General features: G+C 43.2%; 22 protein-coding genes and 3 pseudogenes. 13 read left to right on the top strand and 12 right to left on the bottom strand.

What is annotated here, in order from left to right; all coding sequences use genetic code 11:
* Nucleotides 1–102 precede the first annotated feature (102 nt).
* The 4 genes and pseudogenes from CIK80_RS09550 to pilG all read right to left on the bottom strand — a co-directional run.
* Nucleotides 103–1,191, bottom strand: a pseudogene (locus CIK80_RS09550) (methyl-accepting chemotaxis protein); the annotation flags it as partial.
* 498 nt (nucleotides 1,192–1,689) lie between these two features.
* Nucleotides 1,690–2,220 carry a chemotaxis protein CheW gene (locus CIK80_RS09545; RefSeq protein ID WP_062845429.1) on the bottom strand — a complete coding sequence of 177 codons (531 nt, stop codon included), beginning with the start codon at nucleotides 2,218–2,220 and terminating at the stop codon, nucleotides 1,690–1,692.
* Between the two features lie 3 nt (nucleotides 2,221–2,223).
* A complete protein-coding gene (locus CIK80_RS09540; RefSeq protein WP_062845430.1) occupies nucleotides 2,224–2,586 on the bottom strand; it encodes a response regulator in 363 nt (120 codons plus the stop codon).
* 251 nt (nucleotides 2,587–2,837) lie between these two features.
* Nucleotides 2,838–3,215, bottom strand: a complete 378-nt coding sequence (gene pilG, locus CIK80_RS09535; RefSeq protein WP_021813722.1) for a twitching motility response regulator PilG — start codon at nucleotides 3,213–3,215, stop codon at nucleotides 2,838–2,840.
* Between the two features lie 701 nt (nucleotides 3,216–3,916).
* Here pilG and CIK80_RS09530 point away from each other — a divergent pair.
* From CIK80_RS09530 to CIK80_RS09500, 7 genes are all read left to right on the top strand, one after another.
* The gene (locus CIK80_RS09530) at nucleotides 3,917–5,167 is read left to right on the top strand and encodes an HlyD family efflux transporter periplasmic adaptor subunit (RefSeq protein WP_095570371.1); all 1,251 of its coding nucleotides are present in this window, start codon (nucleotides 3,917–3,919) and stop codon (nucleotides 5,165–5,167) included.
* 298 nt (nucleotides 5,168–5,465) lie between these two features.
* Nucleotides 5,466–6,188: a response regulator transcription factor gene (locus tag CIK80_RS09525; RefSeq protein WP_062845432.1), complete on the top strand. Its 723-nt coding sequence runs from the start codon at nucleotides 5,466–5,468 to the stop codon at nucleotides 6,186–6,188.
* A 24-nt stretch (nucleotides 6,189–6,212) separates the two neighbouring features.
* Nucleotides 6,213–8,342, top strand: a complete 2,130-nt coding sequence (locus CIK80_RS09520) for a sensor histidine kinase (protein WP_095569809.1) — start codon at nucleotides 6,213–6,215, stop codon at nucleotides 8,340–8,342.
* 257 nt (nucleotides 8,343–8,599) lie between these two features.
* Nucleotides 8,600–9,370 (top strand): methionine ABC transporter ATP-binding protein, encoded by a 771-nt coding sequence (locus CIK80_RS09515; RefSeq protein WP_179288361.1) that lies wholly within the window; start codon nucleotides 8,600–8,602, stop codon nucleotides 9,368–9,370.
* A gap of 19 nt (nucleotides 9,371–9,389) precedes the next feature.
* Nucleotides 9,390–10,076, top strand: a complete 687-nt coding sequence (locus CIK80_RS09510; RefSeq protein ID WP_095569808.1) for a methionine ABC transporter permease — start codon at nucleotides 9,390–9,392, stop codon at nucleotides 10,074–10,076.
* Nucleotides 10,077–10,296: 220 nt separating this feature from the next.
* Entirely contained in the window at nucleotides 10,297–11,256 is a 960-nt protein-coding gene (locus CIK80_RS09505; protein WP_062845436.1) for a MetQ/NlpA family ABC transporter substrate-binding protein, read from the top strand.
* Nucleotides 11,257–11,642: 386 nt separating this feature from the next.
* Nucleotides 11,643–12,491: an aldo/keto reductase gene (locus CIK80_RS09500; protein WP_095569807.1), complete on the top strand. Its 849-nt coding sequence runs from the start codon at nucleotides 11,643–11,645 to the stop codon at nucleotides 12,489–12,491.
* An 88-nt stretch (nucleotides 12,492–12,579) separates the two neighbouring features.
* On the opposite strand, the gene ccmE is transcribed toward CIK80_RS09500, so the two are convergent.
* From ccmE to ccmA, 5 genes are all read right to left on the bottom strand, one after another.
* Nucleotides 12,580–13,080, bottom strand: a complete 501-nt coding sequence (gene ccmE, locus CIK80_RS09495; protein WP_095569806.1) for a cytochrome c maturation protein CcmE — start codon at nucleotides 13,078–13,080, stop codon at nucleotides 12,580–12,582.
* Nucleotides 13,081–13,287: 207 nt separating this feature from the next.
* Entirely contained in the window at nucleotides 13,288–13,521 is a 234-nt protein-coding gene (gene ccmD, locus CIK80_RS09490) for a heme exporter protein CcmD (protein ID WP_095569805.1), read from the bottom strand.
* A gap of 16 nt (nucleotides 13,522–13,537) precedes the next feature.
* Nucleotides 13,538–14,326, bottom strand: a complete 789-nt coding sequence (gene ccmC / locus CIK80_RS09485; RefSeq protein WP_095569804.1) for a heme ABC transporter permease CcmC — start codon at nucleotides 14,324–14,326, stop codon at nucleotides 13,538–13,540.
* 225 nt (nucleotides 14,327–14,551) lie between these two features.
* Nucleotides 14,552–15,208, bottom strand: coding sequence for a heme exporter protein CcmB (locus CIK80_RS09480; RefSeq protein ID WP_179288391.1), 657 nt, complete (start codon nucleotides 15,206–15,208; stop codon nucleotides 14,552–14,554).
* Nucleotides 15,209–15,387: 179 nt separating this feature from the next.
* Nucleotides 15,388–16,017, bottom strand: coding sequence for a heme ABC exporter ATP-binding protein CcmA (ccmA, locus tag CIK80_RS09475; RefSeq protein WP_095569802.1), 630 nt, complete (start codon nucleotides 16,015–16,017; stop codon nucleotides 15,388–15,390).
* 133 nt (nucleotides 16,018–16,150) lie between these two features.
* Between ccmA and CIK80_RS09470 the strand changes: the two genes are divergently transcribed.
* The 4 genes from CIK80_RS09470 (at nucleotide 16,151) to CIK80_RS09455 (ending at nucleotide 19,431) form a co-directional block, all read left to right on the top strand.
* Complete coding sequence (locus CIK80_RS09470) at nucleotides 16,151–17,269, top strand: hypothetical protein (RefSeq protein WP_257011731.1); 1,119 nt, start codon at nucleotides 16,151–16,153, stop codon at nucleotides 17,267–17,269.
* Nucleotides 17,270–17,327: 58 nt separating this feature from the next.
* The gene (locus tag CIK80_RS09465) at nucleotides 17,328–18,140 is read left to right on the top strand and encodes a YbjN domain-containing protein (RefSeq protein ID WP_095570368.1); all 813 of its coding nucleotides are present in this window, start codon (nucleotides 17,328–17,330) and stop codon (nucleotides 18,138–18,140) included.
* A 112-nt stretch (nucleotides 18,141–18,252) separates the two neighbouring features.
* The gene (locus CIK80_RS09460; protein WP_095569801.1) at nucleotides 18,253–19,170 is read left to right on the top strand and encodes a histone deacetylase; all 918 of its coding nucleotides are present in this window, start codon (nucleotides 18,253–18,255) and stop codon (nucleotides 19,168–19,170) included.
* 54 nt (nucleotides 19,171–19,224) lie between these two features.
* Nucleotides 19,225–19,431 (top strand): DUF2905 domain-containing protein, encoded by a 207-nt coding sequence (locus tag CIK80_RS09455; protein WP_095569800.1) that lies wholly within the window; start codon nucleotides 19,225–19,227, stop codon nucleotides 19,429–19,431.
* A gap of 60 nt (nucleotides 19,432–19,491) precedes the next feature.
* Here the strand turns inward: CIK80_RS09455 and CIK80_RS09450 are convergent, their stop codons facing one another.
* The 3 genes and pseudogenes from CIK80_RS09450 to coaBC form a co-directional block, all read right to left on the bottom strand.
* A complete protein-coding gene (locus tag CIK80_RS09450) occupies nucleotides 19,492–20,274 on the bottom strand; it encodes a sulfite exporter TauE/SafE family protein (RefSeq protein WP_095569799.1) in 783 nt (260 codons plus the stop codon).
* Nucleotides 20,275–20,322: 48 nt separating this feature from the next.
* Nucleotides 20,323–20,766, bottom strand: a pseudogene (locus CIK80_RS15580) (phosphopantothenoylcysteine decarboxylase); the annotation flags it as partial.
* Between the two features lie 162 nt (nucleotides 20,767–20,928).
* Nucleotides 20,929–21,711, bottom strand: a pseudogene (gene coaBC, locus CIK80_RS15575) (bifunctional phosphopantothenoylcysteine decarboxylase/phosphopantothenate--cysteine ligase CoaBC); the annotation flags it as partial.
* 139 nt (nucleotides 21,712–21,850) lie between these two features.
* On the opposite strand from coaBC, the gene radC reads away from it, so the two are divergent.
* Entirely contained in the window at nucleotides 21,851–22,534 is a 684-nt protein-coding gene (gene radC / locus CIK80_RS09440) for a DNA repair protein RadC (protein ID WP_062845447.1), read from the top strand.
* A gap of 247 nt (nucleotides 22,535–22,781) precedes the next feature.
* Complete coding sequence (locus CIK80_RS09435; RefSeq protein WP_095569797.1) at nucleotides 22,782–25,766, top strand: acyl-CoA dehydrogenase; 2,985 nt, start codon at nucleotides 22,782–22,784, stop codon at nucleotides 25,764–25,766.
* Nucleotides 25,767–26,066 lie beyond the last annotated feature (300 nt).

The following is a 26,066-nucleotide window of genomic DNA, read 5'->3' as shown; positions in this document are numbered from 1 at the left end:
TATTTGTAGTTGCACGTCATTCCTACTCGCACAGCTTGCTGATGAATACATTAGTATGAAAAACACTTACCCTCTTATACATACTTAGGTGAAGACTTATTCTCAAACATTTTCTGAAAACATCTCTCTCTCGAGTAATTCAGTATCCAGTAACTCATCATCATTCGATACTTTAAAGCCTGTCACTGACTCTTGAAGTGCAGCAGCCATTTCACTTAACTCACCAATAGAACGTGCTGTTGCCATCGTACCAGATGAGGTTTGTGAAGTGATGTCTTGAATGATATTCATGGTTTGTGAAATGTGCCCAGCAGATTCGGCCTGTTGCATTGCTGCATTTGAGATGTTCTGAATCAAATCGGCTAGAGTATTAGAAACGCTCTGAACTTCTTCTAGTGCTTCACCAGCATCTTTTGCCAAACGCGCACCCCGTACCACTTCGGACGTGGTTGACTCCATCGACATTACCGCTTCATTGGTATCAGCCTGAATCGTTTTTACCAGTGTTTCAATCTGCTTGGTAGCATTGGCAGAACGCTCAGCAAGACGTTGAACTTCATCAGCAACAACGGCAAAGCCTCGACCTGCTTCACCAGCCATTGAGGCCTGAATAGCCGCGTTCAATGCCAAAACGTTGGTCTGATCAGCAATATCATTGATCAAGCCGACGATATCGCCAATTTCTTGTGAAGACTCACCAAGGCGTTTGATACGCTTAGACGTTTCTTGAATCTGATCTCGAATGACATTCATACCTTCAATAGAGCGCTGTACAACCGCCGCGCCATTATGAGAGATTGCGACTGAACGCTGAGCAACAGTTGCAGATTCTGCCGCGTTATTTGAAACTTGGTCAATCGATACCGTCATCTCATTGATAGCTGCTGATACACCTGCGATTTCTTGAGCTTGGTGTTCAGAAGCTTCAGCAAGTTCAACCGCATTCATCTGTGTTTGATCTGAAGATTGAGAAACGCGAACAGCCGTATTGTTGATAACCAATACCAACTGACGCAACTGGTCAATTGCGAAGTTAACAGAATCGGCAATCGCCCCTGTAAAATCCTCTGATACCGTTGCATTGACAGTCAAATCCCCTTCTGCCAAATCTCCCAACTCATCTAGTAGACGTAGAATAGCTATCTGGTTACGTTCGTTCTCTTCTTGAATTTGACGAGCACGCTCAGACTCTGCTTCTGCTTCTTGACGACGACGTAAAGTTTCTTTTTCGATGAGTAACCGCTCCGAGCCACCGCGTTGCTTAAGCAAATTATAAAGAGCAAATAAGGTTCCCAGCACCCCTACGACAAATATCGCCACAGGTAACACCACAGCTTGATTGAAATCTACTAAATACTGACTCACTGACGACAATGAATTGACCAGCCAGATCAGACAAGCCACACTTATTAGAACAAAAACGCCTAATAACACTCTCCACATACCATTCGCATCTTTGCTATCTACTGCTGTTTTGGTCGTACCAGTTGCAGATTTATTTATAACATCACTCATCGTACGTATTCCTTTCAGACAATTGTCAAAGTCTTATCGTGACTTTGACAATCTTACTGTTATAAAAGAAACAGTGATCAACAAAGTCTGTATGAATGCTGACATCCAAGCGTATCATGTCATTCGCCATTATTTTGTCATCAATATAATAGCCAATTAGGCTATCATCGACGGCTATATTGCAGCATCAGCATACTGCGGATCTTGCGCTAGCAGACTTGGCATAAAGACATACCAGTCCTGCTCATTTTTAAAAAATTTGCCATGATTATAAGGAGCAAAGGGCGAACTTGATTCAATGGCTTCTGCGCGGTATTGATCCTGAGTAAACTGCTCAATACCAATAACCTGATCTACCAATAGCCCTGAGAAAAAATCACCATGATCTATAACCATGACTTTACGCTGGCTCATTTGTGCTAAGCGGCTCGGCACTTGTAAAAACTGAGACAAATCTGTTATGGGTAACAAACGACCACGAATATTGGCGATACCTAGCATCCAAGGTTTGACTAAAGGCAAGCTTGTATACTCTGGCATGGCCAATACTTCTGAGACTTGACCCATTGGCGCGACCAAACGCTGCCCGCCAATCTCAAAGACCACACCTTGCCAGTCATACTCTTGTCCACCGCGACGGCCACTTTTGCGAGCACGTGCCAGATCGGCTAGACGCAGAAGCTCAATGAATCCTTTGGAAGCCACAAGCTACCCCATTACTTTATGAATGATATTCACCAAACCATTCTCATCAATTGGTTTCGCCATGTACTCTTTAGCACCCTGACGCTTACCCCAAACCCTATCGGTCTCTTGGTTTTTAGTACTAATCATAATCACAGGAATATGAGCGGTAGTTTTACCACGAGTTATTTTTCGAGTTGCCTGAAAGCCATTCATCTCAGGCATGACCACATCCATTAAGATAACATCTGGTAAATGTTCCGCCGCCATTTGACAGCCCTGCTCGCCATTTATTGCTTCTAATACTTTAAAATTATGTCTGGCAAGCATGTCGCGGAATTTTGCCATTTCAGATGGTGAGTCATCAATGACTAAGACAGTAGTCATGGGAATTTCCTTTGTTTTCAAAGATATCCTTTGGGATATATTAATAGATTTATTGAGACAAACTGCATAGAAATAACAGGCCAAAAATGAATGGCGACGTAATTTTTTTACAGTTGCGACTAAATACTAAGCAATCATGAATCAGGTTAAGTACTACCAAATACTTGACCCTACAACCTTATCAATATCAATAGGTATCTACATACCTATCTGCAAATATCCAGTCGAACCAGTACTTGCAGGTATTCAAACTAGCGGTACTGGTTAATTGCCTCAAACAACTCATCTTTACTAAATGGCTTGGTCAAATACTCATCAGATCCAACAATACGGCCTCTTGCTTTGTCAAACAAACCATCTTTAGACGACAACATAATGACTGGTTTGTTGGCATAATCTGGATTGTTCTTTATTAATGCACATGTTTGATAGCCATCTAAACGCGGCATCATGATGTCGACAAAAATAATATCTGGATTGTTATCAACGATTTTCGCTAAGGCATCAAAACCATCAATTGCGGTCACTACTTCACAACCTGCTTTTTGTAACAAGGTTTCTGCGGTACGGCGAATGGTTTTTGAATCATCAATCACCATTACTTTTAAGCCATCAAAATTATTTTCCATCATATTGTCCTATAAACGACTGTTTATTCTTAATGCTATCTATCAATACAAAATTTTAACGGTTATTTCCATCTGCCCTACTACTTATTATTAGACAACGATGGACAGCTAAATTTGCATTACCATGAGTTACGACAGCCAACTTACCTTCTGTCAGTATCTGCCTCTCAAATAGGGCTTCAACATAGGTTACTATACGCACTTTTCTCTCAAGAATCTTACTAAATTAAAGCAGATTAGCCGCTTATTAAATGAGTAATAACGCTTCTATTGATGCCTCTAAATGCCGTATTTTTTTCAGATCTATTAACGCATTTTGTATTCAGCCACTATCATTTCTTGCTATCACTTTTGTCAAAGACTGCAAGCCTACATCAGAAAAGTGACAACTCTATGATATTTTTGCATTATATAGAAACGAAAAATACATTGCTGAATAATTTTATTTTGTAATACAAATGTATCGTAATATTTCATTAAGCTTGTTTTAGCACAGTTATTAATTTTTTTCCAGATATTAACGATCCAATATTCGTACTGTTCAGTAATAAAAGCAGTAGAACTTATCTATCAGCGTAATTATTTTGATTGCGCCGCGGTGTTGAAAGCGCTATCTTCGTAAGCGGCATAAGGGTTTGGCAGTCGTTTTCCCTCATTGCTATTTACTATATAATACAATGACGACGACTATGGTGACTGCGATGACAGCTTCTCAAATTTTAAAGACCAGCACCTACTTAATCAGTGCTTTGATACTAGCTGCCTGTCAGCCCTCTGCACCTACCGACGAATCTGTGATGGTCGATGATAGTAGTACTGTAGATACACCTCTTGTTATTACCGATGATAGCGTCACCATGGCTCCAGACCATATATCAAGTATAAAACCATCGCGTTATCAGCCTAGTATTGGGCTACAAGGCACTCTTGAACCTGTCAAGCAAATCAAGCTCATGACTGCACATCCAGTGACTGTCGAAGAGGTATTGGTCACCGAAGGTCAGCTGGTAGAAAAAGATATGCCATTGCTCATCGTTCGACGTGTACGTTCAGATAGCAGCGAAGCAAATTCATCCGATACTTTAGAAAGCAATCCTTCAACATCAGCGAAACGCACTCAAGAGCAAGAGCTTACAAGCGAGTTCAGTGGTGCAAAGCTACCGGAGAATCACGATAAATCTAAATCGGTCAAATCTATAACAGCTGAAGACAAAATATCTGATCTACAAGAAGAAGACTCTTCACGATCTTCATCCACCAATGATGACAACGTCTCTGTCAAAGACGACGTAACCGATAGTGCCGATCAAGAAACGCATTCAAAATCACCGTATAACTTGGTCACAATACGCGCGAGTTTTGCAGGGCGCGTAGAAGGGTTACAGGTCAAAGCAGAAGATCAGCTCGCAGCTCGTACACCTCTTTTACAGCTAAATGATGAGACGCAGTTGCACTTTGTCTCATTGTTACCCATTCAGGCAAAGCCTCAGCTTTCGATTGGTCAGACTGTCAATTTTTCAGTGAATGGGCAATCAGACAATTTTACCGGTCAAATCAGCAAGCTGACCACAACGAGTCAACCAAAAAGGCTTTTAGTGCATGTGGATGTGATTGAAAACAAAGCCAGTCGTGCCACATTATTACCAAACATGAAAGTCATAGGACGTGTGGACTATGGTCAAATAGATGTGGGTACGATTGTACCCAAGCGTGCGCTTCACGATGTTGACTTGACAGAATTACAAAAGCCACCATACAAGCCACTAAGACCTTTGACGGCCAATGTATGGATTATTGGACAAGATCAGCGCTTGATGCGTCGGCCTATTGAGGTAGTAGAATATAATCCTACAACAAAACAATATTTAATTGCAGGCATTAGTAATGACAGTCTGATTTGTTTGGCAGACTTACCTGTTGATTCTAATGGTAAAAAAGTTATCGTTTCCTAATTAACAGCACCGACAGTTACATTACACAGAAACATTAACAAACCCGCTCTTGTTTTGTAACAGCCTAATTAGGCAATATAACGGTATTATATATGTCATTAACCGAGTATTTAGATTTTATATTTTGTCTATCTTGATGCTTATCTAAGGTTTTGATACCTATCAGATGACTTAACCTATTAAATGTTTTGAAGTCTCACAATTGATTGGTTAAAGCTATCTATATATGAAATATTTGATATATAAAGCATTTAGATGTATTACACTTTTGGTAACTATAACAACTAGAGGATAACCCATGAGCAAGCAAATTTTATTGATTGAAGATGATCCTGATTTGGCTGAGCTAATCAGCGACTATCTCACCATGAATTATTACGACGTACATCATGCAGGACTTGGTCAGGAGGGGCTTGACTTATTAGATGCCAAAGAACGTGAAATTGATTTGGTTGTACTTGATTTGATGCTGCCTGATATGGACGGTATGCAAGTGTGTCAAAAGATCCGCGGTAACAAAAACAACATGACCAATAAAGTGCCAATTATCATGTTGACAGCTAAGGGTGATACGACCGATCGCGTTTTAGGTCTTGAAATGGGTGCTGATGATTATATCGCTAAGCCATTTGAGCCACGTGAACTATTGGCACGTATTCGTGCGGTTATTCGTCGGCACGAACAGCCCAATCAAGCAGACAGCCAATCAGATAGCTTAACGTTTGGTCGTTTGAGCGTGTTCCCTGATAGCCATGAAGTCACCATCGATGATGAGCCTGTTCGTCTGACGACGCATCAGTTTCAATTATTGCATTACTTTGCCACGCATTCTGGTAAAGTACTGAATCGCGAGCAACTTTGGCAAGCCATGCCAAACGACGACAGCTCAGACAATATTGATCGTGCCATTGACGTACATATTTCGCGCTTACGTGCTTTGATTGAAGACAATCCACGTCAGCCAAAACGAATCATTACCGTACGCGGCGTTGGTTATCAATTTGCAACAGATCAGGTATAAGCATCTGATAAAAGAGATGGTTTAATGCAGCAGTTGGGATTTCGTTCCGTATTTGCCAAGCTATTTGCCAGTGTCATGCTGGCTCTTATCTTGTTTGCCGTTGCTATGGTGTTATTGACACAACTTGTCCATGACAAAGATGCAGGTATTCGCTCCGAAGTCCTAGCCACGCAGATTTTGGGTCAAATCGATCCGTTTTTGCATGAGCTAAATATCTCTGTTAGCAAAGACAATAGGTTACAGTCACGCTTTATGTTGGCTGTGGTCAAAAAAAGCTTTGATATTTTTGATGAGTCATTGCAAGCAAAGATGGGCTTGTATGACAGTGAAGGTCGTTTGTTGATGCAAACCGACAACAGTGACCTACCACTTGAATTGCCAGCACCGCCTTCTTTATTGTCCCGTGTGTTTCCTTCGTTTGCAGATACTTCCCCTACCAAGCAAGCTCAAGTATATAGCAGCACTGGTTATACGCTTCTGTATGAATCACGTTTACCACCCAAAAAACCTGTACTTTCTGCTGCCCTAAATTTATTTACGGGTACGCTGCTCTTGCTCATCATTATGGCAGGCGTCCTGTGGGTGATTGCACGTACCATTACTTGGCGTATCAATCAGATGAGTCAGCAGATGGCACAATTGGGAGATGGTGATTTTACAGTGCGGGTAAACGCGCAAGGTAATGATGAGATTGCTTCGCTAGCACGTGGTTTCAACCAAGCTGCTCAAAAGATCGAACATCTTATCGATGCCAATAATTTACTATTGGCGCACGCTTCGCATGAATTGCGTACGCCCATCACTCGTATCCGCTTGCAGATAGAGATGATGGATATGCTGACGGATCCATTACCCGTCGATATCAAAGCAAAGTTTGATAAACGCGCTCAAGCAATTAATCGGGATTTATCAGGGCTTAATGATTTGGTAGAAAGCATTTTGCTGGTTAGCCGCTTGGATGCCGGTCATGCTTTGCAACAAGTGGAGCGCTTGGATTTGTATGACCTTATGAACCAAGAGCGTCAACATTATCCTGAAGCCACTTTGATTGGTGAGCACATTATGATCGATGGTCAACCATCGATGCTGACTCATTTAATTCGTAACTTATTGACCAATGCCATGCTTCATGGCAAACCGCCAGTCACGGTATTGCTGTATGGCGTTCAAAGCGTCGATCAAGCGGATGTTATTCCTGACTATCTATTACAAACCGTGCTTTGCAGCAGCTTTGTGGATTACAACAGTTCTGATTTTGATACTTATGAGCAACCCAATCATATCGATGAGTCTGCAGAACAAAATGACGCGTCTAGCACGACTGAGAAAGTGAAGACTGAAACAGCAGAGGCGATGGCGATGTTACCGGCGCCACTTCTTTATAGAAATGGTGAAAGTCTTGTGTTAGACGAGGATGCCAATACTGATGTGAGTGTAGACAACAGCGCTGACAATCTTGACGCCAGTACAGTTCCAGCGGATGCTACTACTAAAGGCATTGCATCTGATGTAGAGTCATCTAAAACTTTAGTGAAAAATTCACTCAAATCCAATAGTACGTCGTCACTGATTGCGGACTATCATAGCTTCACCAACGATCTGACGGGTAAAATCAAGAAGGTCATGTGGAGAGCTGTTCCTGAGGAAAAAACATCTTCTCAAAACAACCATATGTCAACTACCACAAATGGTGAAATGATTACTACATCTAAAGATGGTATTGTCAGAAGTAACGATAAAACGCAAAACATTGATACTACGCCCAAATCGAACAAACCAGTCGCTGATTCAGCAGTGGCTAAAAATGAGACTAAGAATGGCGAAGAAGCGTCTAGCGCACCGCGCAAAGAAGGCTTATTTTCTAAACATTTGAAAAAATCCAAAGCTGAACCAGAACGTCCGTTACCTAAGTATGCCGTGCTGGCTGTTATTGATGAAGGCACAGGCATTCCTGAGGACAAACGCGAAGAAGTGTTCAGTCCGTTTGTACGGTTGCAGCAAAAAAACAAAGGCTCAGGCTTAGGTTTATCATTGGTTTCACAAATCGTGACCGCCCATCAAGGTCGCATTCTTACCGATACGGTTAATGGTCATACTAGATTTTTGGTTATCATACCTGTCAAACACGATCCTCATTATCATCAGCACAACTAATGGATGGCGTTATCGAATCTATGATTCTTTAACGCTATCATCGCCCCTTAGCTTCTCCAAAACACTCCTCACTAATAGCGATTAGTCATAAGCCAGTCACGGATGTGCATATCCAAAACACCGAATAATATGCTATATTAACGCCCCTTATTATAGGGTTATTGACGATTGTTATTGAATTGGCTTCTTTACGTTGTTAAGGAGGCATGGCAATACGTTCATGACTATTAAAAAAATTATTGAATTTTGAGCCCTCCATGAATGACATGATTGTCTTAAACGATGTGACCAAAAGTTTTTTAAGCGACCGATCAATCAAAAACGAAGACGGCAAACCGCATTGGTTTACTGCTGTTGAGCCGACGTCTCTCGCTGTAAAACAAGGGGAAATCTTTGGTCTAATGGGCTATTCGGGCGCAGGTAAATCGACCCTATTGCGCTTGATTAATATGCTTGAGCGTCCAGATTCAGGTCAAGTCATCATTGATGGAATTGACTTGACGACGTTGTCTGCCAAAGAATTACGTATTGCTCGGCACAATATTGGTATGATTTTTCAGCAGTTTAACCTAATGTCTAATCGCACCGTTTTTGATAACGTGGCTTTTAATTTAACAGTGTCAGGTTATCCCAGCCGTGATATTCATAAGCGCGTCATGGAATGTCTTGAAATTGTCGATTTGATAGATCGTGCTGGTCATTATCCTGCACAGCTATCGGGTGGACAAAAGCAGCGCGTTGGTATTGCCCGAGCCATTGCACCAAGCCCAAAAGTCTTATTGGCTGACGAGCCAACCAGCGCACTCGATCCATCGACGACCCGCAGTCTATTGACCTGTCTACGCGATATCAATGAACAACTTGGCGTGACCATTGTGATTGTGACCCATGAGATGAGTGTTATTCGTAGGTTGTGTGACCGTGCTGCATTATTGCATCAAGGCAAGTTGCTAGAAGTGGCAGAAGTAAGAGATGGTTTGATACAGGCAACTACCCAGATTGGCAAAGGCTTAGTCGTTGAGGACTAATGAGGCAGGAGAAATAAATATGTTAACTGGTACTGAATTATCCGCCTCTATAGACAAGTTGTTTGCGCTGCGCAAAGAGATTGTGGATGCTTTTATTGATACGTTCATTATGCTTGGCATTTCAACGACAGTCGCTATCGTCATTGGTGGTTTGTTTGGCGTGTTTCTGTTTTTATCAAGCGATCGTCAGTTTTTGCAAAACAAAACCTTATACGGTGTACTTGGCGGTATCACCAACTTTATGCGTGCCTTCCCCTTTGTCATCTTGATGATTGCTATGAGTCCTTTCACCAAAGCCATCGTAGGTACTGGTATCGGACCAATCGCTGCCTCCTTAGTCTTGGCCATCGCCGGTTCGTTTTATTTTGCCCGTCTGGTCGAACAAAACTTGCGTGAAGTACCGCGCGGGATTATTGAGGCGACCGAATCGATGGGCGCACGTCCTTTGACTATCATCAAGGTTTTATTAAATGAAGCGCGCTCTGGTCTGATATTGTCAGTAACGATTCTTTGTATCAGCTTGCTATCTTATTCGGCAGCGGCAGGTATGATTGGTGGCGGCGGTCTAGGTGACTTGGCAATTCGTTATGGCTATTATCGTTATCAAACGGAAGTAATGGTTTTTATCGTTCTGGTGCTATCTATCATGGTCATCTCGATTCAAGCTTCTGGCAACTGGCTAGCTGACCGCATGGACAAACGATAACCTCCTTTATAAAAAATAATAAGAAGGTATAACATACTCTTATTATGAATAAATACGAGGGTTTAATGCGCATTTGTCCTAAGCAAAATGCTTGACTTTGTTACTGAGACCCTTTAATTTTGTCACTAATTTAACATCCGTTAACTTAGCAGCATTATGATAATGTTGCTTTTTTAATGGGCAGATTTTGTTTTCTACTCTCTCTTATTAAGGAAGTTCCATGAAATTAACAGATATCAGCCGTCAGTTGGCGACTGCTTTTGCTGCCGTTGGCGTATCAGGCCTAGTATTGGTTGGTTGCAGCAACTCATCAGCACCAGAAGCCACCAAGGAGCCAGTAACAGAAGGCGCTACTGCCGAAACTGCTGCGAGCGATATCGATCCTGAGCATACAAAAATCGTTATCGGTACGACCGAAGGCGACTTTGCTGATATGGTACGTAACCAAGTTAAGAGCTCACTTGAAGCACAAGGTTATGAAGTTGAGTTAGTCGCTTTTACTGACTATGTGCGCCCAAACCTTGCCTTGGCAGAGGGTGACTTGGACATCAATATTTTCCAGCACAAACCGTATCTTGATAACTTCAAAAAAGAGAACAATCTTGATCTGGTCGAAGCATTCCAAGTACCAACCGCGCCACTTGGTATCTACTCTGGTAAAAAAACCAGTCTTGATGAAGCCTATAAAGGTATGAGTGTTTCTGCACCAAATGATCCAAGTAACTTTGCTCGCGCCCTTGTTATGATGAACGATCTTGGCTGGATCAAACTAAAAGACAATATCGATCCATTGACGGCATCGAAAACGGATATCGCTGACAACAGTAAATACGAAATCAACATCGTTGAGCTAGAAGCTGCTCAGTTACCGCGCGCTCGTGATGAAGTTGACTTTGCTGTTATCAATGGTAACTATGCAACCGATTCTGGTATCGAGTTGTCAAGCGCTCTATTTCAAGAGCCAAGTTTTGCTTATGTTAACTGGTCAGCCATCAAGTCTGCTGACGTGGGCAAAAAATGGGTTGAGGACGTGACCAACGCTTATAACTCAGAAGCATTCAAAAAGTACGCTCACGAAACTTTCCCAGGTTATAAGTATCCAAAAATGTGGGGAACGGATCATAGCGCCCATACAGATACTGCTGCAAGTACAGCGCCTGCAGAAGCCCCTGCACAGTAAGTTTTTATGTTAGAACCTCCTAGAAGCTAGCATAGCTTTTAGATTCTGAACGCCCATTGTGTAACGCGATGGGCGTTTTTTATGGCGCGGATTTTGACATTGTATTTACAAAAGAGCTAACCCGATACTAAAAATGACGTTACAACCTGTTTGTCCTTTGTAGGAAACCGTCACCTACTCTTTCACTTTGGCTGAGTTTTTCTTATAGTGGACAAGCTGAATATACGGATGAAGCTTACAGCGATCTAATCGTGCTTAAGTTTAGCTATATTGACCGTTGGTCAGATTAAGATTTAATGATATTAAACCATTGCTGAAAAACTTGATCCGTTGATTTTTTAAGGCAGACAAGACATGATAAAACCACAATAAATAAGGATAATAATATGAGTGCTAAAACTTATAATATGCGTACCGCTGGAAAAGCAAACATCCCTGTACTTGGCTTAGGTACTTGGCAATCAACAGGCCAAGACTGTGTGGCCGTTGTAAAAAAAGCGTTAGAGATGGGCTATGAGCACATTGATACCGCTCAAGCATATGACAATGAAAAAGAAGTCGGACAAGGCATTAAACAGTCAGGTGTGGCTCGCGATAAATTCTTTTTGACCACTAAGATTTTTCCTGATGATATGAAGTTTCAACCAGAAAAATTGGCAGAAGCGGCTAAGCGTTCTTTAGAAAACCTAGATACAGATTATGTAGACTTATTACTACTGCATTGGCCTGATGACCGCGTTCCATTGTCTGAAACGATTCCTGCCTTGTGTGAGCTACAAAAACAAGGCCTGACTCGACATATTGGTGTTTCTAACTTTAATATTGCCGATATCATTGAAGCAGAAAAATATGCCGACGTCCCTATTGTCGTAAACCAAGTTGAGTTTCATCCGTTTATCAAACAAAATACTTTGCAGACTTTTTTGAATAATCATCATATTTTGTTAGAAGCTTATTCTCCATTAGCCCGTGGCGACGTCTTTGATAATGACATTATTAAAGAGATTGCCGATAAGCATAACGTAACACCTGCACAGATATCGCTCGCTTGGATCTTGTCTGACAAGCATCGCGTTGCTATTCCAAAAACGTCTAACCCTGATCACTTGCAAGGAAACTTAGACGCTATTAAGGTAGAGCTGAGTGCTGACGAACTAGAAAAGCTTGGTAGCTTAGCGCGTTCTGATGGCCGCAAAATTGAACATCCTGACTATAGCCCTGTTTGGGATGACTAATAGCGCATTGCTACTATTAAATGATAATTCCTAAAAAAGCCACCGATACTATCGGTGGCTTTTTTATATTGAAACAATTTTTCTGTCTTTATTGCTGGAGCGTTTGAGTCTCATGTACTTTTTCAGCAGGATTATATTGTTCAGAAGAAGGAATAACGCCACTACGGTTGTTTTCTTTCATTGATTTGGCAACCTCAGGTGGCATATAGTTTTCATCATGCTTGGCCAATACTTCTCCAGCAACAAACGTATCGCCCTGCATTTTGCCAGTGGCAACAACGCCTGAGTTTTCAGCAAATAAATCAGGCAAGATACCTTGATAAGTCACGGGTACAGTCGATTTAAAATCTGTAATCGCAAACTCAATACTCAGTGGATCATTTGGCGCACGCTGAACGCTACCTGCCACCACCATACCCCCTGCGCGAATACGTTTGTCTTGCGGTGCTTCGCCTTGCGCAATGGCTGTCGCGTCAAAGTAGTAATCGGTTTGCTGACCAATGGCGTAAAGCACTAGCACCACGGCTATCGCCGCCCCTGCAAGTGTAAACATAACCCACATCAGTTTTTTGCGACGAACTGCGTTCATACCACTACCTCATTGATGACTCATTGTTTTACAAACTACCAATCTATAAAACAAAAAATATTGAAGAAACTACCATTAGAAAAACGTGCCAAAAATGTCTTTCTAATCGTACTCTTCTGGTGACTATATGGTAGCATTTTTCGCACAAATCCATAAGCCTTATGAGGACTTAAAAAAGCATATCTTTATGATATTAGGAAGATTTTCTTATTTGTTAGACTCGAGTGAAGTCTTTGTCACAGTTGTTGGTACTTTGGCGGTACGCTGTGCTTGACGCGCTTGCTGAATGGTCAATTGATTAATCAGTGCTTGTCTTTGGCGACGGCTGTAGATAATAAATACCAGTATTACGCCAATCGTGATTGCCCAACAAGACCACACAAAGACCCCATGCTTACCCATGGCAATAAATTCAGACACGCTATAAAAATAGGGCTGCATAATAGTTTCCTAGCCGTTATTTGAGTTGACCACGGATGTATTCTTTCACCCACGCTTTACCTTGATCGCGATACAAGATTAAGGTGTTGGTACGATAAATCGTCAATGTTGCGACCAGCAAATAACTACCAATAATCATCAGTAGTAATGGCATCCACATGTCTGCCGACATTTTTGGGGCAGCCGTTAAAGTAAAGGTAGCGCCTTGATGCAAGGTATTCCACCACTCAACTGAGTACTTGATAATGGGCAGATTGACCGCGCCAACAATAGATAAAATGGCAGCGGCTTTGCCTCTGTTGGCTGTGTGTTCAAAAGCGGCAAATAGGGCCATGACACCTGCATATAAAAATGCCAAAATCAGCATAGAGGTCAAACGTGCATCCCAAACCCAGTAGGTGCCCCATGTGGGCTTTGCCCAAATAGAACCCGTCAATAAGCTAATCACACATAACAAGAACCCCATTGGAGCAAGTGCTTGAGCGACCAAACTGGCCGTCTTGATTTTCCAGACCAGATAAATCACACCCAATACCGCAAGGGTAAAATAGATAGAAATAGCAAGACTAGCTGCGGGTACATGTATAAAGATAATACGATAGCTATTGCCTTGCAAGTAATCAGGGGGCGCAAAAGCAAGTCCCCATATGCTACCGATTAGCAAGCAGATGCTAGCCAATATCGCAAGCCACTTAACCCAAGGCGCAAAAATACGAAAAAACTGTTTGGTACCCACAGTGGTTAAGAAGCCCTGCCAAATGCGTTGCCACAGGCTGGGAGATGAGACATTATTCAGGTTGGGCATGGGAATAAACCTATTACACAGCTTACTGGTGACGACCGATATAGCACATTATGAGCGCTATCATCTGCCAACCTGCTGGCGTTAAACACTGGATAGAATCTACAAAGAACGGCTTACGTACTTAATTGACTATTATAACAAAATTGCCAGTTTTCACCACGATGTTAATGCATGAAGCGCCAACACTAGAAGTTTTGACAATATATTGACAGTACAGTTTCATGTTTAGTTCAGCCACGCCATTTTTAAAGTCATTGCAATCACCCATGGCATAACTAAGATTGAAACGATGCTCCCTGCTAATAACAAAGCCAATATGGGTAGACCATTGAGACCTGTGGCATATAGATCAACAGCGCCCGTTGCAAAAATAAGAACAGGCAATTGCATAGGTAAAGCAATCAATGGCACTAGCACTGCACCATTCTTCAATGATAGCGTCAAGCTACTGGCGATTGCAGACAGCATTAGCAGCATTGGGCTACCAGCGACGATAGAAGCCATTAATATCATGGTCTCAAACCAGCTCAGCTGAAACAAAGGCACCGCTAATAAACTGAGTATGGCCACAATGCCACTACTAAATACCCAGTGAATCGCTAAGCGAATCAGTACCCATAATGGCAGTGACGCTTTGGCAACAACCAATTGTGCCAAGGTGCCATTATCAAGGGCCGGCTTAAACAAACCATCCACACCCATTACCAGCGATAGTAAAGCCGCAATCCATACAGCGGACACGCCAAGTCGCTGTAATAGCGCAGGCTCGCTACCGACCGCCAGCGGAAACAAAGTAATAATCACCAAAAACAGTACCAAAGGATACAACCACTGCACTGCCCCTTGCTGCTTTACTTGCCACTCGCGTGCCCATAGCTGCATAAAACTGATACCACGCGACGTGTTCTCGATAGTATTGGCGCTTTTCTTCATCGCATGTATCGTCCTGTCTGTAGCATTATTGGCTCTTTCGCTAATCGCGCTTATATTATAGTGGGATAAAACCGTATTGATAGGTCAGTCTGAGAATGCTATCGCATGACAGACTTTTAGTAAGGTATCTAAACCATATACTCTGTCAGGTCGAGTACTTGATTGGCAACGCCGACTGTTTGATGGCTGGTCATCAAAATCGCGCCGCCTGCATGAGCAAAGTCGCACAATTTCTCTTCCATCCGCGCTACCATATCGACATCGAGCGCGGTAAAAGGCTCATCAAGCAGCCATAGCTGGGTCACCTCAGGCGTCAAAAGATAAAGCCTTGCAAGGGTGATACGGCGAGTTTGACCAGCGGATAAATGGCTTGAACTGATCGTTTCAAATCCTTGCAATCCGACCCAAGTAAGGGCAGCATCAATGTCTGCAGTACTTGGCGTGATACCATACAAATTCAGTAAAAACGTCAGGTTTTGTGCCACAGTGAGATTGGGATGAATACCCAATTGATGCGATACATATAACGGCTGCATAGGTAAGCTTGCCACGCCTTGGTAACTGACCTCGCCTGTCAGTACTGGCAATAATCCTGCCAGCTGCATCAGTAGCGTCGTTTTCCCTGTCCCATTTGCACCAATCAGATGACAAATACTACCCGTAGACAGCTGAAGCGTGACGGCTTCGCATAGCGGAATTTCACCACGCTGAACGGTCAGCTCATCAAGCACAAGTAAGGGCGTATCCAAAGCCGTCATCAAAACCTCTCGTTATTTATCAAGCGGCAGTCAATATTCATCACAAACAAGTACGATGTTCATGGCATAATACTTTATGCTTACCACAAACACACAGTATAACAAATTGTCGATTACTATGACCTCAAAACCTATGCAGACTTCAAAAGATAGCCAAAACCAAACGCCTCAAACAGACATTGAGCATCAGGCCGATATCGATCATAAGACAGATACCAAGCTTGATAAGTCTCTAGAAAGCCTATCAGAGACCAGCTTAACCATAGACAGCCTGATTGATGCGCAAGTTGATTTTATGCAGCAGTGGCTACGCAACCAAGCTCAACCGTTGAGTATAGAGGCGTGGCAATGGTTCGGTGCGCAGCCCTTAAACAAATATATTAGTCGTGACCATTTGCAGCATTTGATCAACGACTGGCTTCTTAATCAGCCAATGAGTGAGGCAATGCGTACTGATATTCGCGACATCTTGCATACGGTTATTTATCATCCCGTCAATGACAATGTACCTTTGTCAGAATTGATAGATGATACGCAAGTTGAAACGCTTGCCAATTATGTCGGTAGTCACGAACAGCAGCGTAATATCTTAATTCATACGTTAGTTGGTAATGAGACCTTCACAGACTTATTGACGCAAACGCTGTATCACGCCATCAATGACTTTATGGAAACCACGCTAGAAAAAGCGGGCGGCGTTGGTAAACTGATGAAGCTTGGGCGTAGCTCTTTTGAAAAAGCCACCAACAGAAACCTTGATGAAAAACTGCAGGCGTATTTGCATCGTAACATTAAGGATTTGGCGCACCGAGCAGAAGCCAACGCGCAAGCGCATTTATCCAACGAAGAAGTGGCGCGTTTACTCATCACGGGTTGGGCGCGTATCAAGGAACAACCTGTCAGTCATCTACAAACCTACCTGCGTGATGAGCCTAATAACAGTAGTATCGATCATATCGAAGCTGGTATTCAACAAAGCTACAACCGTTTGCGTGTGTCGTCTTATTTGCATAGTCTGGTAGCAGCGAGTATTGATACATGGTACGCCAATCATCAGACGGATAGTATTGCTACCGTTGCTGCCAGCTTATATATTGATAATCAAGCCATGACAGAATTTAGTACAGCGTTATTGCCTGTGGTATACGATGCCCTAGAAAGCCCATGGTTTACAGCGCACACTCGCAAGATGCTACAAGCGTTTTATGATCAACCAAAAATCAAAGAGGGATTAATACTGAGTAACGGCTGACTTGCTGTTTGAAAGTATTTTTCAATATTTCACATTATCTACTGTTTATCACCCTATTATGAGCCAACGTAATAAACTCAGCTTGTGGCAAAAAATCAAACGGTTTTTGACGACGTCCGCACCGCAATCTGTCATTGATGGTGCTAACGAACCAACGACATCTGCCGTTAAAGAGGATGTGGCACATTCAAAAAGCCATGAGGTATTCCGCAGTACTAGGCATAGTGATGACGGAGACAAAAATGACCGTGGCGAAATTGACTCTGTCTCTGATATGAACACTGGTCATAAACACTCGCAAACGATGCCTTCTGACTCCTCTGCTGACCAACATAAGCCTCACCATACACCGATTGTTGATTTCTTAAAAACCTATTTTAATGAAAAGCAATGGCACTATACGCACTATCGACCCAAAAGCAATGATGGTCAGCAATCGCATCATTTGTCACTGCGAATGCGTCATAAAGACCTCAACTGTGGCTACCTGTTTCGCGCTCAAGAAGAGAGCGAACTGCTGGCCGTCTATGGTGTGTTGCCGTTTTTGATACCAGAGAGTCATCAGAGCGCTGCAATGTTATTAATCACTCAGCTCAATTACGACATGCTGATTGGCAATCTAGAAATGGACGTCAATGACGGTGAGATACGTTACAAAAACGCTATCGATGTTGAAGCAGCGGGTATTGATGAGAAAATTATCGATCATTTACTACAAAGCGTGGTTGCTATGACGACAGTCGCCCATGAATTGTTCAGTAACTTGGTCAATAATCAAGATCCAGAAGAAGACCTGCAAACTTTACTGATGACGTTACGCCAAGACGTAGATTCACGCACGTTTTTTTTGCCCACGCAGTTCGTGCAGTAAAGCCATATGACTGTCTATCATTGGTATTTAGGCTCATGTATAGAGGTGTTCTTACCAGCGCTTTGCTCTCAAAACTTCTCAACCTTTATTCCATAAGAACCCATTTAATATTATGCTAAAAATTGCTTATTCTGACATTTTTCGTTATTCCGTTCCGGACAAACACCGTTTTCCGATGCAAAAATATACGCTCATTCCTGAGCGTCTGTTGGCTGAGGGCACCATCACTACCGATAATTTTTTTGCGCCTGCTCGGCTGAGTGAAGACGAGATTTTGACCACTCACACGCAAGGCTACTGGCAGCAGCTCAAAACCCAAACGTTACCACGGAAAGAAGCGCGAGCCATTGGTTTTGAGATGACACCAACGCTGGTAGAACGCGGCCGCTATATCGCCCATGCAACTTATGAATGTGCCTTGTATGCACAGCAATATGCCGTCGCGATGAATGTGGCGGGCGGCACACATCATGCATTTGCTGATCATGGTGAAGGATTTTGCGTATTCAATGACGTTTGTATTGCCAGCAATTTATTACTCAATCGCGGACAGGCACAAAAGATTTTAGTAGTGGATTTGGATGTCCATCAAGGTAATGGTAACGCGAGCATCATGGCAAACGAGTCACGTGTTTTTGTCTTTAGTATGCATGGTGCCAAAAACTATCCGTTCCGTAAGCAGGTATCTGACTTAGATATTGAACTGGATAATGACACTGGTGATGAAAAGTATTTACGGATTTTAAAAGACACGCTACCACGCTTAATCACTGAGTTTGCGCCAGACCTGATATTTTATCAATCTGCTGTCGATGTGCTCGCGACCGACAAACTCGGAAAACTGGGGTTAACGATAGAGGGATGTAAGGCACGTGATGAGTATGTGCTACATCAAGCAAAACTCGCTGACATTCCTATCGCCATTGTGATGGGCGGCGGCTATTCAGAAGACATCGAAGATGTGGTGGAAGCGCATTGTAATACGTTTCGTTTGGCGCAGCAGATTTACTTTGGGCAAACGGCTGATTAGGGCTAGGAAATAAATGATAAGTGCTTAACTGATAACGGCATAAGGCAAGATGACATGGCAAAAATACTGATAGGTTTGGGCATACTGCTGGTGATTATCGGCGTTATTTGGCTGTTGTTTCCTAGTGCGTTTTCGTGGATTGGCAATATGCCAGGCGATATTAAGCACACTTCAGGCAACACACGGGTGTATTTTCCTGTGGTTACTATGATCGTTATCAGTATTGTTGCTACTATCTTATTAAATATTTTTAACCGCTAAATAAACTATTTATATATGAATTTTGGCCCATTACGATGTATCGATTGAGCACATATATACTTAGAAAAAAGCGGTGATTCCTTGCCAGCCCACGCGTATACCAAGTACCGTCAAAATCAACAAAATAAGCTGACGAAAGCGAGCTTGCGGTAAATAGCGACGCAGACGAATACCAACCAAAAGCGCAATAATAGACAATATGCTTAGCACTGTAATTAGCTGCCATTCCCCACTACTTAGAGCCATTAGAGGCTCGCGTAGAACGATAATTTGAGCAACTTTGCCCAAAAAATAGCACATATTGCCCACTTTGGCGATCGTGTTTTTATCGTCGCTGGCAGACAACAAGTACATCATCAGCACAGTAGACATGGCATTGGTTGCCCCACCAATGACACCTGCACTAAACCCAACAATGATCAGTACGGGCTTAGTATCGGGCAAACGAAACTGCTTACCTAATAAGGTACTGATGACATAAAAGCCAATAACAGCGGCTAATGACAATAAAATATAAGCACTATCTACCCACAATAGAAGCTTTGCGCCCAAAATACTGCCAACCAAGCTGGTTAACGCAAGCAACCAATAACGTCTGCCATAATAAATAAAATTTTGCCAAATCGTACGTCCACCGCCAGCCAGCCAAGTCATAACATTGACCACTAAAGAGGGGAAAATAACCAAGACAATGGCATGTTGCAACGGATAAATACTAGCAAGCGCAGTGGTCGTCACTAAAGTCGCACCTAGCCCGCTGATACCATGTAGCAAGGACGCCAATGCAAAAACAGCAACCAGCAATAACGTCTGCGTGCTCTCGTCACCGAACAGTCCCGTCATCTCTGACAGCCTACTCAACGCTTACTATCTCTATCTATAACGACACGATTAATCATCATGGCGTTGCCAGATTGCTTCACCAATGATAGTCACTAATTGCTCAGCAATGTGATCTTTGCTTGCCTTGTCTAGTGTGACTGGCTCGCGCTTGTAATGCTCAGAAAAGAATACTTGCATGGCGTTGTCATCACTGGCAAAGCCAATATCGGCTCGTGACACATCATTGCAAGCAATCAAATCTAAATCTTTAGAGATCAACTTACCCCGTGCATAACGCTCAACATCTTGTGTTTCTGCCGCAAAACCCACGACAAACAGCTCAGGATGAGCAAGCGAGATAGTGGCTAAGATATCAGGGTTCTTGACCAAACTGAGCGTCATCGCCTCTTGTGTCTTTTTGATTTTTTGCGGGGCGGCTTCTTCGGTGCGATAATCCGCCACGGCTGCAGTCGCAATGAAAACATCAGCGGCTCTTACACTCTCATTGCTAGCAACTGCATGTGCTTCGCTATGTTCACTGTGCTCATCATCGCAGTCGCAGTCGTCATGATGATCATGCTCGTGGTGGTGCTCATGATGATGGTCGTGATCGTGGTCATGTTCCTCTTCAAACATAAACTGAAGCTCGTGATGGGTGCCATCGACGCACTGCTGTGCAACAAGTAACATCTCTTTAGCAGACAACACATCGATACGTTTAACATTCAGTGGCGTCGGCAGGGCCACTTTACCGCCAGCAATTAAAATCACTTCAGCACCAGCAGCGACGCAAGCACGTGCCAGTGCAAAACCCATCTTGCCAGTAGAGTGATTCGATAAGTAACGTACTGGATCAATGGCTTCTACCGTTGCGCCTGCTGTAATCACAACTCTTTTTCCAGCCAATAGCTGCGGCGTCGTCTGCATGGCTGTAAATAAAAGAACTTCAGCCAGTAATTGTTCAGGCTCAGGCAAACGCCCTGCACCCACATCTCCGCACGCTTGCTCACCACTTGCTGGTTGGATGATCTGATAATTCATATCGCGCAATGTCTGTACGTTCAAATTCACTGCTGGATGCGCCCACATCTGCTGGTTCATGGCTGGTGCAATGAGAACAGGTGCTGTCGTGGCAAGGCACACCGTGGTCAATAAATCATCGGCCATACCCATCGAAAGTCGAGCAAGCGTATTGGCAGAAGCAGGAGCAATAACAACTAAGTCGGCCCATTTCGCCAATTCAATATGTCCCATGCCTGCTTCTGCTTTTTCGTCAAGCAATGAAACATGTACCTCATTACCCGTCAGCGCCTGCAGCGTCAAAGGAGTGATAAAAGCTTGCGCGCCTGTGGTCATAATGACACGCACATCAAAGCCCGACTTAACTAATAAGCGAGCAAAAATAGCAGATTTGTAAGCGGCGATACCGCCAGTGATAGCAAGCACAATATTGGACATAAGCGTGGCATCAATATAAAAGTTGAAAGATAAAATTGCGCTTATAGTAACAATTATGAGATAAGTTAGGTAAGATTTTGCGTATTTAACGGTAGTATTTGATCAAGCTATTTGTGACCAACTCACTTAAGGAGAAATAATGGCAATTAAAGACTGGCATGAAGAAGACAGACCACGCGAAAAACTACTGAAATTTGGGGCAACACACCTTACCGATGCAGAGATTTTGGCCATATTTTTACGTACAGGAACACAATCACAGTCCGCCATTGAGCTGGCCCGCCATTTGATCGAAAAGTTTGGCAGCTTGGCTGAATTGTTAGCAGCGCCTCAAGACATAGTTTTGGGTTGTCATGGTATGGGGCCTGCCAAATATGCACAGATACTTGCTTCGCTTGAGATGGGTACACGCTACTTAGACAGTAAGCTTAAAACTGGTCAAGCGCTTGGCCGCTCTCAAGTAGTGAAAGACTATATTAGTACGCAGTTACGCGGTGAGCATCGTGAAGTCTTTGCCGTTTTGTGTTTGGATAATGGGCTCAAGCTTTTAGATTTTGAAATATTGTTTACAGGTGGTATTTCATCGTGTTCTGTCTGCATCAAACATGTGTTACGTCATGCTTTGAGCCATGCTACCAGCCAGCTTATTGTTGCTCATAATCATCCAAATACCGACGCCAAACCTTCGACGGCTGATAACTTATTGACTTATGAGCTCAAAAAAGCGTGTGATTTATTGGATATAGCGCTTGTCGATCACATCATTGTTGGACGAAACGATACTTTATCTTATGCGGAAAGCGGCTTAGCACCATTTAATTAATAAGGTCCTAACGAATTATTCTTATAAATTACTCCTATGAGCCACCGAAATATGATACATATTATCGACACAGCGTAGCATTTCACCTATTGATAGTTATAATTAACTGTTTCATATTGTTAACCAATCGTATCTTTTACTTATTGAAAAGAAGAAAAGCAGTAGATAAAACAATAACTATCGTGATCTAAAAACCTCATTCATATATTTTTCACGCTTTTAGTTCAGCGTCATCAAGGAGACAGTCATGGCCATTGGCTTATTTATTTTGGCAATCATCATTCAATTAGCCGTGGTTCTGGCCATCTTTTTGTTGTCTTTGTCTCGAGTGACTGGCAGCGTTGCTGCGCTCGTAACGGTTATTGTGACCGCAATAATCAGTCCTTGGTCACTCCTTTTGGGTATACCGATCGCCCTGCTTTGCTTGGTTCTTCTTGTGACGCCGCTGCGACAGTCTTTGATCACCAAGCGTGTTTATAAAACCTTGGGCGGTGCCATGCCAAGTATGAGTGACACGGAGCGTGAAGCCCTAGATGCAGGTACCAGCTGGTGGGAAAAAGAGCTATTCATGGGTGCACCCAATTGGGATACATTTGCCCAATATCCGTATCCAACCCTATCAGAAAGAGAGCAAAGCTTTATTGATAATGAAGTAGAAACGCTTTGCGCCATGCTGGACGAGTGGAAAATTCAGCATGAGGACAAAGAGCTGTCACCTGAAGCTTGGCAATTCATTAAGAGCAATGGCTTTTTAGGTCTTATTATTCCAAAAGAGTTCGGTGGTTTAGAGTTTAGCTCTTACGCTCAAAGCCGTGTGATGAGTAAAATAGCTTCGCGCTCACCAACAGCTGCAGTGACTTGTATGGTACCAAACTCACTCGGTCCTGGTGAGCTGTTGATGCATTATGGTACGGACGAACAAAAACAACGCTGGCTGCCAGGTTTGGCAAAAGGAGATGAAGTGCCTTGCTTTGGCTTGACGGGCCCTGAGGCAGGTTCTGATGCGGGCGCCATTCCTGATACGGGTGTGGTCTGCTATGGCATTCATGAAGGCGAGCAAGTGCTGGGTCTGCGTATGAATTTCTCAAAACGCTGGATTACCTTGGCCCCTATCGCAACGGTTGTGGGCTTGGCATTTAAAATGCATGACCCAGAAGGTTTATTGGGTAATCCGAAAAAGACCGACTATGGTATTACTTGTGCGCTGGTGCCAGCCAAGCATAAAGGTGTCATGATAGGACCTCGCCATAACCCCATTGGCTCACCTTTCATGAACGGTACGGTCGATGGGAAAGATGTTTTTATCCCATTGGATTACATCATTGGCGGCGTCGAGAATGCAGGTCGCGGCTGGCGTATGTTGATGGAATGCTTGGGTGTTGGCCGCGGTATCTCCTTGCCTGCCCTATCCACATCAGCCAGTGAAATGACGTATTTGTCTGTCGGTGCGTTTGCCAAAGTGCGTGAACAGTTTAAAATCTCGGTTGGTAAGTTTGAAGGTGTTCAAGACGCGACCAGCCGTATGGCCAGTAACACTTACATGCTAGAGGCATTCCGCCATTTGGTCACGTGTGGTCTCAACCAAGGTGGTACGCCATCTGTTATGACAGCCATGGCAAAATATTATGCCACTGAGACCATGCGCGGTGTGGTTAATGATGGTATGGATGTCGTCGGTGGTCGTGCCGTACAAATGGGTCCGCGCAACTTTTTGGCGACGCCTTATCAAGCAATTCCTGTCTCTATCACGGTTGAGGGTGCCAATATCTTGACACGCTCGTTGATGATTTTTGGTCAAGGCGCCATGCGCTGCCACCCTTATCTGTTTGATGAGCTGCAATTGCTTCAAAGTGAAGATAAAGAAGGCGCACTTAAGCAATTCGATAATTTATTCTTTAAGCATTTAGGCTATACCTTCAATCGCGGCGCCAAAGCTTTTGTCGCAGGCTATGTCGGCGGTAGCAGTCATGCGCCAAGTTTCGCTGATACCTTTACCCGTCCTTATTACAAGCACATCAATCGCTTGAGTGCAGGGTTTGCTTTGACCGCTGACATGGCATTGGGTTTACTCGCAGGCGATTTAAAACGCAAAGAGATGCTGTCTGGTCGGTTGGCTGATATTCATGGGCACTTATTTATCAGCACCGCTATCTTGCAGTTTTACCAGCATGGCACTAAGTCAGAAGCTGAACGTTTGCATGCTGAGGTGGCGCTACAAAACAGCTTATATACCATTCAAGAAGCTTTCTTATCACTCTTTGATAACTTCCCAAATCGTATGGCGGCAAGCGTGGTAAGCTTCGTGACCTTCCCAAGTGGTCGTATCTTTACGCCGCCAAGTGATGAGCTCAAACGCCAGTTAGGGGATGTTTTCATGGACGATTTTGAGGCCAACCCTTTCCGTGACTATCTCAAAACCATGGTCTACTACAATACTGATGCAGATGATGTGACTGGCCGCATGGAAAATGCTTATCAAGCTCTTGTTAGCATCGAACCCTTATGGCAGAAATTCAAAAAAGCCGAACATAAAGACAGTTTTGAAGGTCTTACGTTTGAAGACCATGTGGTTTATGCCAGCCAAAAAGGAGATATCACGGAAGAAGAAGCAGAAGTGCTTATTCAATACAATGCCTTGCGCTTTGACTCGCTACTAACGGATGTATTCGACAAGCATCTATTGAAAGCGCAAGTACGTCGTAACCCCCATAGTCTTGATAATGCGGTACATCAACTCACTGATTATGCCCAATTAAAAAATGACGCTCAGACCAGAAATGGTATCATCCCTGACGGCGAGGTTGCCTCAGACAATCTGTCAGTGTCTGACACTGACAGTGTTGATAAAAAGACTGGTGATGCCAATCCCAACCATGGTTATGAGAGCGATGGCGATGTAGAGATGGTTTCTGAACAAAACACAGTTGAAGAAGTGCGCACTCAAACTGACTTTGGTGACACCAATCCCGATGCAGAAGCACTGGATCATCGCCACCGTGATGCTGCCTCTCATTTAAATGAGCGCATGAGTAATAATCATAGCATGCATAAACACAGTATCGATGATATCGAACCTGTAGAGCAAACCGACACGCCTGAAAAATCAGATATGGTAAAAAACCGCGTAGAAGAGCCGGCTATCACCGATACCGCCAATACTACCGGCACCACCGATGACATTGATAGCAAGTGGCAAGATGGTCTACGTCGTGACGAGAATGACAAGACTTAAAGATGGTACGTTTTTGGAGATATAAGCATCAACTGCAAATATAATGTACCACCGCCTACTATGATTTGAATTAAAAAAAGACCGTTCAGCTTGGACGGTCTTTTTTTTTACTGCATATCGCCATATTTGATAACCATAGACTTGGTGACCCTTCCCTCTCTTTGGCCCATCACTCACCCCCCTTAATTATTAGCTAAAAAAATAAGTACGTCTTAATTTATAAAAAAAGTTGCAGTTACCTTAACAATTAATTTATATTGTGCAGGAAATTGACATGAAGTCACAGATGTGAAATTTACA

The organism is Psychrobacter sp. JB193 (genome assembly GCF_002285555.1).
Lineage (GTDB): Bacteria > Pseudomonadota > Gammaproteobacteria > Pseudomonadales > Moraxellaceae > Psychrobacter > Psychrobacter alimentarius.
This window is presented reverse-complemented; position numbering and strand designations above follow the sequence as displayed.

What these genes read in the sequence shown, in the direction of transcription:
- CIK80_RS09540 (WP_062845430.1), bottom strand. Translation starts at nt 2,586, where the DNA reads ATGACTACTGTCTTAGTCATTGATGACTCACCATCTGAAATGGCAAAA.
- pilG (WP_021813722.1), bottom strand. Translation starts at nt 3,215, where the DNA reads ATGGAAAATAATTTTGATGGCTTAAAAGTAATGGTGATTGATGATTCA.
- CIK80_RS09530 (WP_095570371.1), top strand. Translation starts at nt 3,917, where the DNA reads ATGACAGCTTCTCAAATTTTAAAGACCAGCACCTACTTAATCAGTGCT.
- CIK80_RS09525 (WP_062845432.1), top strand. Translation starts at nt 5,466, where the DNA reads ATGAGCAAGCAAATTTTATTGATTGAAGATGATCCTGATTTGGCTGAG.
- CIK80_RS09520 (WP_095569809.1), top strand. Translation starts at nt 6,213, where the DNA reads ATGCAGCAGTTGGGATTTCGTTCCGTATTTGCCAAGCTATTTGCCAGT.
- CIK80_RS09515 (WP_179288361.1), top strand. Translation starts at nt 8,600, where the DNA reads ATGAATGACATGATTGTCTTAAACGATGTGACCAAAAGTTTTTTAAGC.
- CIK80_RS09510 (WP_095569808.1), top strand. Translation starts at nt 9,390, where the DNA reads ATGTTAACTGGTACTGAATTATCCGCCTCTATAGACAAGTTGTTTGCG.
- CIK80_RS09505 (WP_062845436.1), top strand. Translation starts at nt 10,297, where the DNA reads ATGAAATTAACAGATATCAGCCGTCAGTTGGCGACTGCTTTTGCTGCC.
- CIK80_RS09500 (WP_095569807.1), top strand. Translation starts at nt 11,643, where the DNA reads ATGAGTGCTAAAACTTATAATATGCGTACCGCTGGAAAAGCAAACATC.
- ccmE (WP_095569806.1), bottom strand. Translation starts at nt 13,080, where the DNA reads ATGAACGCAGTTCGTCGCAAAAAACTGATGTGGGTTATGTTTACACTT.
- ccmD (WP_095569805.1), bottom strand. Translation starts at nt 13,521, where the DNA reads ATGCAGCCCTATTTTTATAGCGTGTCTGAATTTATTGCCATGGGTAAG.
- ccmC (WP_095569804.1), bottom strand. Translation starts at nt 14,326, where the DNA reads ATGCCCAACCTGAATAATGTCTCATCTCCCAGCCTGTGGCAACGCATT.
- CIK80_RS09480 (WP_179288391.1), bottom strand. Translation starts at nt 15,208, where the DNA reads ATGCAGCTATGGGCACGCGAGTGGCAAGTAAAGCAGCAAGGGGCAGTG.
- ccmA (WP_095569802.1), bottom strand. Translation starts at nt 16,017, where the DNA reads ATGACGGCTTTGGATACGCCCTTACTTGTGCTTGATGAGCTGACCGTT.
- CIK80_RS09470 (WP_257011731.1), top strand. Translation starts at nt 16,151, where the DNA reads ATGCAGACTTCAAAAGATAGCCAAAACCAAACGCCTCAAACAGACATT.
- CIK80_RS09465 (WP_095570368.1), top strand. Translation starts at nt 17,328, where the DNA reads ATGAGCCAACGTAATAAACTCAGCTTGTGGCAAAAAATCAAACGGTTT.
- CIK80_RS09460 (WP_095569801.1), top strand. Translation starts at nt 18,253, where the DNA reads ATGCTAAAAATTGCTTATTCTGACATTTTTCGTTATTCCGTTCCGGAC.
- CIK80_RS09455 (WP_095569800.1), top strand. Translation starts at nt 19,225, where the DNA reads ATGGCAAAAATACTGATAGGTTTGGGCATACTGCTGGTGATTATCGGC.
- CIK80_RS09450 (WP_095569799.1), bottom strand. Translation starts at nt 20,274, where the DNA reads ATGACGGGACTGTTCGGTGACGAGAGCACGCAGACGTTATTGCTGGTT.
- radC (WP_062845447.1), top strand. Translation starts at nt 21,851, where the DNA reads ATGGCAATTAAAGACTGGCATGAAGAAGACAGACCACGCGAAAAACTA.
- CIK80_RS09435 (WP_095569797.1), top strand. Translation starts at nt 22,782, where the DNA reads ATGGCCATTGGCTTATTTATTTTGGCAATCATCATTCAATTAGCCGTG.